This window comes from Trebonia sp. (genome assembly GCF_049794275.1).
GTDB lineage: Bacteria > Actinomycetota > Actinomycetes > Streptosporangiales > Streptosporangiaceae > Trebonia.
This window is the reverse complement of record NZ_JBARCR010000456.1, coordinates 1-6,971: the sequence shown is the minus strand read 5'-3', so window position 1 is coordinate 6,971 and position 6,971 is coordinate 1. Positions and strand designations below refer to the sequence as shown.

The following is a 6,971-nucleotide window of genomic DNA, read 5'->3' as shown; positions in this document are numbered from 1 at the left end:
GCGGTCGCCACCACCGCGTCGACCGCCTCCGGAGGGTCGGGTGCCGGGGCGGGAACCACGAGGCCGTTCCGTGGATTGAAGGAAGTCTGTACCGTCATGGCCGCGATCGTAAGCAGATGCGACGGCTTTTTGCACTGGACAGAGTCAGGTCTCCGGGAAGGCGATGCTTCCTGTCCGGTAGGTCGGTGTCCCGTCGACGACCGTTGCCAGCACCTGGATGCCGGTGATCTGCTCCGGGCCGACGCTAAGCGGGTTGCGGTCCAGGACGGTGAAGTCGGCGAGCTTGCCCGGCTCCAGCGAGCCGATCTCAGTCTCGCGGTGCATGACGTACGAGCCGCCGGCGGTATACAGGGCGAGGGCGTCGCGGGCAGCCAGCCGCTCATCAGGGCCGATGACCTGGCCCGCCGCGGTGCGGCGCAGGATGGCGTCGCGGATCCCGGTGAGCGGGTCCGGCGTGATGACCGGGGCGTCGGAGGATCCGGCGACCGTGATCCCGGCCCGCTGCCAGGACCGGAACGCGTACAGCTGGTCGGCCTGATCACCGAACGCCTCGGCGAACCCGTCGCCCAGGCCAGACAGGAACCCCGGCTGGCTGACCACCGGGATCCGCAGCCGCGCCGCCCGCGCGGCCAGCGCGGGGTACATGGCGCCGCCGTGCTCGATGCGGTGCCGGCGCGGGTTTGCCGGCGCCTGAGCAAGCGTCTGCGCGTAGGCGTCCAGCACGATCTCGATCGCCCGGTCACCTTGCGCGTGAATGCACACCTGCAAGCCGCGGGCCGCGAAGTCGCGCACCATGGCGGTGAGCTCAGCCGGAGTGAAGTACAAGATCCCCGAGCCGAACGGCGGCACCGGGTAGGTCCCGTGGATGGCCGCGGTGCGGCTGCTCATGCCGCCGTCGGCCCAGATCTTCACGGCCTGCGCCGCCAGCCGCCCGGACCGGCGGCCTTGCAGCCCTGACCTGATCAGCTCGTCCACCTCATCGTGCACGGTCAGCCCGTAAATGCGCTGGGCGAGGACACCAGCGTCATCGGCCTCGGCGTAGGCCGCCAGCGTCTGGCAGCGCATGTCCGCGTCGCAGGCCGCGGTGATGCCCAGCGCCGCCAGCCGCTGCCCGGCGCGCCGTACGACCCGGCCCCGCGCGGCCGCGTCCATGTCCGCCAGGTCGTGCCGGAGCCGGTCGGCGAACACCCGGAACATCGGCCCTTCGAACAGCACGCCGGTGAGCCTGCCCTGGCCGTCCCGGCCGAGAACGCCATCGGGCGGGTCCGGCTGGCCGTCGGCGAATCCTGCCTCGCGCAGCGCGGCGGAGTTGAGCACGCACGCGTGCAGCGACGTGTGGTAGACCACTGCCGGGCGGTCCGGCACGGCCTCGTCCAGATCCGCGCGGGTCGGATGCCTGTGCTCGGCGAGCTTGTACTCCACATACCCGCTGCCCGTCACCCATGACCTCGCCGGCGTCCGGTCCGCGGCCTCGCGCAGCCGCGTCTGGACCGCCGCGATGTCCGGTGCCGCCGGCTGGCTGCAGTCGGCGCCCGCAGCCAGGTAACCGATGTTCAGCACATGACAGTGCGCGTCGATCAGGCCGGGTATCACCGTGGCACCGTCCAGCCGCACCACCGCGGCACCAGGTTCCGCCGCGGCGCGCACGGCGGCAGCCGGGCCGATCGCGGCGATCCGGCCATCGCGCACCAGCATGCTCTCGGCGCGGCCGGCGGGCGCCATCGTAACGAACGTGGCATCCTCGACGATGAACTCCACTGACGTGCCTCCCTGACAGTTACCCGTACCGATATAGGTACAGCCTGATGGCGACGATCGTCTTCGCCTAGATCAACGGCCACCGTGCGGCATGAGCGGACGCGCTGTTACGTCAGCGGGTTACTCTGCGTGGATGGAACCATATCCAGGTGTCTTCGTCTCCGCTTTGTCAGCTGAAACGTGGGAGCCAGATCCCGAGGTCGGCGGCGAAATGCATGTGCTATGTGACGGCGAGGGGATTCAGTCAGGCTTGTCCCGCTTCACCGAGGTCACCGGGCCTGTGCAGTGGACCCTGCCGGGCAGGGAGACGTTCTTGGTCTTGGAAGGCGCGGCCAGAATCGAGATCGACGACGGACAAGTGCTCGAGCTGACGGCGGGCGATATCGCCTCGTTGCCAGCTGGCGCCCGAACGACCTGGTATCTCACGACTCCGTTTAAGGAATTCTGGGTAATAGCCTCAGCGGCATGACAGGACGTTTCGCTACGCCGAAGCTGGCAGCTCGAACGAGAAGCGCAGGCGACTATGTGTTCCTGCACTTGGCCGCGGCTTCTGCGCTCCGATGGCGGACTGGGCAATTCCCATGCCGGAAGACCGGAGCCTTGCGCTTGCGGCCCGATCGGATGGCTGTTGCCGCCGAACGCTCCATGGAATACACGGCGTTGTCGATAGGATGCAAGGCCCGCCTTGCCTTTTTGACTGCTTTAGGCGTCACCGTCCGCTTCACGGCGCGACCTGGGTGCATTGCACGGCGGACACTGCGCGGAACAAGCAACCTGGAGAAGAAACCCACCCGACACCCCAAAGCGATGAAATGGTCGTGCTGAACACTACTCCTGCTGGCATTCCCGCGCCTATCAACACAGCAAGTAAAGCCGACAAGCCCACCCGTCTCCTTAGCTCACGCGGTTAGCAGTGGGCCATACAATTTCGCCAGCGCGGTTCTCCGGGTCGATCAGCCCGGCCCAGCAGGCGCCCGGCGTACCGGCCGGAACCCTGCGGATTCCGCCTGAACAACTCCGCCTCGGCGTCAGCGGCCAGCGCGGCCAGCCGAAGCAGGTCAGCTATTTCGATCCGCTCCAGCGACCGATCCGGATCCGCGGGCATGCAGCCATGCTGTCACGACCGATGCCGATGCACCTGATGCCGCAACGAACGGTATGCGGCAGACGCGGACGTTGCGCGGCTCAGCCGATGCGCTCGGCCAGTGAGACGATGATCCCTTCCGGTCCACGGACGTAGGCCATCCGCCAAGTGCCCTCGTACTCGCCGATGCCACCGACCAGTCCGTAGCCCTCGGTAGCTGCCCAGTCGACAGCCGCCTGCAGGTCGCTGACCTCGAAGGCCACGTTACGCAATCCCAGCTCGTTGGCCATGGCGGCCGGTGAGCCCGGCACGGAATCGGGTCGCACGAAGCTCGAGAGCTCCAGTCGGGTGCCATTGTCGGGCGGCTTCAGCATGACGATCTCGGTGCGGGAGCCGGGAATGCCGCAGACCGTGTCCAAGAACTCACCCTCGACGAACGTCCTGCCCTCGACCTCCAGGCCCAGCGCCACGAAGAAGGCCGTCACGACGTCGAGATCTGCGACCGTAAGGCCAACGTGGTCGAAGCGTCGTACATGTGACATAGGCCCGTCCTCCCGTCGTCGTATCGACCGTGCATCCGCCACGATAGGCGTTCTCAGTACCTCTCGTTGCGGGACCTCCGCAAACGCGGACTACCGGCGGCTGGCTCGTTTGCGTCGGCAGGTGCCCTTCCTCCGATCAGGCAGGTAGCGACGCCGAAGGCGAGGAGGCACAACCCAGCCCCGGCACCAGTGACCGTCGATGGGGCCGTCGCCGATGCCAGCCCAGCTGCCAGCGCCGCCGCAGCCACAGCCGCCAGCAACACCCCCAGCAGCCGCAACGACCGGTTGTCCAGCGTCGAGGCCAGCGGGAAGAAATGCACCCCGACGCCGAAGCAGATCCATACCGCAATCCACCGGTACTGCCCGGTCGCTGCCAGCACGGCTGCACCGGCGCCGAGCAGCCCGAACTCGACGCCGACGATAACGCTGTACCGGCGCCTGACCACTGGGTCCGCCATCACCCGCAACCGCCCGGCCGAGCGCTTGGTCACCACGACCCCTGCCACCGTGAGCAGCGCAGCGAGGCCGGTGCCCAGTGCTAGCGGGGCAGCCAGCCATGACGGGGCGGCCGCCTGACCCCAGCCGAACCATACGAATGCGAAAAAGCCCTCCACAGCCACGGTGACCCCGCGGTCACGCCCGGCCGGGAAGAAGCTCGCCATGGGGTCCACCACGCCATCTTCACACCCATCCCGGCCACCGGCTTGCCTTGGGATACAGGGCAGCGCCCGGGCCGGTCAACATACCGGCCAGAGACTCCGGAAACCCCAGGGCGATTCAGTCAGACACCGCCCTACCGAGGCCGGTCACTCAGAAAAATGAGTCTCCAGAAACGCCAGGACGCTCTGTCCACGGCTAGCGGACGTTAGGCGGGGCCTGAGAAGTCCGCCTTATACGGGACTATCGGGATACGCCCGGCGATCTTCGGGCGTGAGCTCAAACCCGGCCGGGGAAAAGGGTCGTCACCACCGTCTGCTCTCCTGTACCTGCGAACAGCAGTCAATGCCGGATCCATTGTGAGCTGAGCAGGAAGTGGACAAGCCAGCCGCCATGCACTTCTACAGCATGATCGCCCAGACCGAAATAGGAGTCCGTCGCTGAACGCAAATGGCGGCGCAGCGCGGGGTCACGGACAACGCCCAGGAACTCTGCTGGTATCTGGATCCGACGGTCTGAGGTCACGCGACGCGGCATCGAATGGCCTGGCAAGCGAGCTTCCCGCATGCACGGGGGATGTGGTGCGGCGGCCGCATGGTGGTGGACGCGGGACGGCCATGTGGGTCAGGGACGGCGCCGGCGGTGGGAAGGGGCAATGTGATCCAGCCGTTTCGATCAGCCGTTCGCGTTGGTGTGTGCGTACCTTGGCCGCCGATATCCGCGCAATATCCCGCCATATGTAAAAAGCCCGCACGGATCTCGCCAAAGTTGTACATCAGGTGTTAGGTTACGTTCGGTCAGGTTTATGTTCGATCGCGTGAGCGCGGCTGGTAAAGGGAGTGAACATGCCTGGAAGACGAATGCTTGTAGGGATCGCGGGTGCGGCGTCGCTGCTTGCCCTGATGTTGGGGACAGCGCCCGCGGGAACTGCGACGGCCGGGAATGCTGGGGCGACCAGCAGCGGGCCGCGCGATCTTCGGGCATCCCACGCGGAGCCGTTCGAGGTGCCGGGGACCCCGCTCAATGCGACACTTGCGCATGCGGGTGCCCAGGCTCCGACCGACGCGCAGTGCCGGGCAGCTACTGGCTCGCCCTGCTACAGCCCGCAGGAGATCCGCCACGCCTACGGCGTGGACCTGCTCCTGGCCAGGGGGGACGACGGAAAGGGCGAGACGATCGTCATCGTCGACGCGTTCGGCAGCCCCACGATTGCCTCTGACCTGGCGAGCTTCGACGCCGGCTACGGTCTGCCGGCGCCGCCGTCGTTCACGATCCTGGCTCCGCTCGGGACGGTGCCGTTCAACCCGACCGCCATCCCAGATCAGGTCAACTGGGCCGCGGAGACCACGCTGGACGTCGAGTGGGCGCACTCCATGGCGCCGGATGCAAGCATCGTCTTGTTGACCAGCCCGGCGGATGAGACCGAAGGCGTCCAGGGGATGCCCCAGTTCGACGCCCTGCTGAATTTCGCTCTTGACCATCACCTCGGCCAGGTCATCTCGCAAAGCTGGGGCGCCACCGAGAACACGCTGTTCACCCCCGCGGGCGAGCAGGTGTTCCGGCAGTTCGAGGCCACATATGCCCGCGCGGCGGGCATGCGCGTGACGGCGCTGGCCTCCACCGGCGACGCCGGCAGCTCCAATACCGAGGTGGACGGGACCACGTTCTACCCGTTCCCCACAGTGAACTTCCCGGCCTCCTCGCCGCTGGTCACCGCGGTCGGCGGAACCAGCCTGTACGCCGACACCAGCGGCGACTACCAGTCGGAGACCGTCTGGAATTCTGGAGGCGGCGCCAGCGGCGGCGGAATCAGCCAGCACTTCGGCGAGCCGCTATACCAGCGGTCCCTGCCCGGTTCGGACCAGTCGCTGCTCGGCGGCCATCGCGGCATTCCGGACATCTCCTGGAACGCCGACCCCAACACATCGATCCTGATCTACCTGTCCTTCTTCGGGTTCCCGGCCGGCTATTACACCATCGGCGGCACGAGCGAGGGATCGCCCGATTGGGCCGGGCTCGTGGCCGACCTCGATCAGCTGGCCCACCGCCCCATCGGCCCGCTCAACCCGTACCTGTACGCGCTCGGCAAGGCGGGCATTGGGTTCCACGATGTCACGGTGGGCAATAACTCCGACAACGGAGTGCCCGGTTACTCCGCCACGCCAGGATGGGACGCGGCCACCGGATGGGGCTCGCCGGACGTCGGGCAACTGCTGACCGACATTGCCTTCTTGGCCCGGGGCAACCCATCATCACAGATGCTGCTGTCCCGCGCAGAATCGCTGCGCCGTTAGGTGCCGTTAGGTGCCCGGCGCGATGCGCGACGACATCGCGCCGGGCGGAGTCGGCTGGACCGCGTCGCCGCCGGCACAATTGGTAGAGCTGTACTCTCGCGGGCGCCATTGTCATGGCGCCGCGTGCTGACGCGGGCCGGCCGGCAGGCCGACCGCTGTTCATCCCACTGGAGCATAAAGAACCGGCACCGAAAAACAGCAACCGCCTCAGCAGCAATGCGGTAGTCCGCCTGATCTGCCGAGATCTGCCGAGCGCTCCAGTCATGGGCAAGTCAGATATGGCAACATGATAGCGCAAACTCGATCACTCTATGACGCTCTCTGATTTCCTGCTGGAAATGATTGCAGATGCCGTTTTCCGAAAAGCAATGTCTATGTTCTGGCCTAGACCAGACAAGCCTCTTGTGCCTGACGCATAAGCATACGGGTGCGCAACGCACTCACATCGGCTACTTGAGCGTATTGCGAGCGAGCCGGTAAGGGCCGCCAACCGTGAGCTCCAAGCCACTTGAGGCATGAGCCCGGTGGCCCTAGTAACGTGGCAGTCAGCCCATCCAGCCGATCGGAGGCGCATATGTCCCAGGCACTCGAGGGGCGAGGTGGCCGTGTACTCGGCAGGAGCCTGCTCACTGTCGC

5 protein-coding genes are annotated in these 6,971 nt (G+C 66.7%); 2 read left to right on the top strand and 3 right to left on the bottom strand.

What is annotated here, in order from left to right; all coding sequences use genetic code 11:
• Nucleotides 1-144: 144 nt before the first annotated feature.
• A complete protein-coding gene (locus WA805_RS12545) occupies nucleotides 145-1,758 on the bottom strand; it encodes an amidohydrolase (protein ID WP_425242419.1) in 1,614 nt (537 codons plus the stop codon).
• 133 nt (nucleotides 1,759-1,891) lie between these two features.
• Here WA805_RS12545 and WA805_RS12540 point away from each other — a divergent pair, with 133 nt between their 5' ends.
• Entirely contained in the window at nucleotides 1,892-2,227 is a 336-nt protein-coding gene (locus WA805_RS12540) for a cupin domain-containing protein (RefSeq protein ID WP_425242418.1), read from the top strand.
• Between the two features lie 716 nt (nucleotides 2,228-2,943).
• Here WA805_RS12540 and WA805_RS12535 read toward each other — a convergent pair.
• A complete protein-coding gene (locus WA805_RS12535) occupies nucleotides 2,944-3,384 on the bottom strand; it encodes a VOC family protein (RefSeq protein ID WP_422277325.1) in 441 nt (146 codons plus the stop codon).
• A gap of 53 nt (nucleotides 3,385-3,437) precedes the next feature.
• Entirely contained in the window at nucleotides 3,438-4,046 is a 609-nt protein-coding gene (locus WA805_RS12530; protein ID WP_422339421.1) for a hypothetical protein, read from the bottom strand.
• A 1,125-nt stretch (nucleotides 4,047-5,171) separates the two neighbouring features.
• Between WA805_RS12530 and WA805_RS12525 the strand changes: the two genes are divergently transcribed.
• The gene (locus WA805_RS12525; protein WP_425242417.1) at nucleotides 5,172-6,335 is read left to right on the top strand and encodes a S53 family peptidase; all 1,164 of its coding nucleotides are present in this window, start codon (nucleotides 5,172-5,174) and stop codon (nucleotides 6,333-6,335) included.
• Nucleotides 6,336-6,971: the final 636 nt, after the last annotated feature.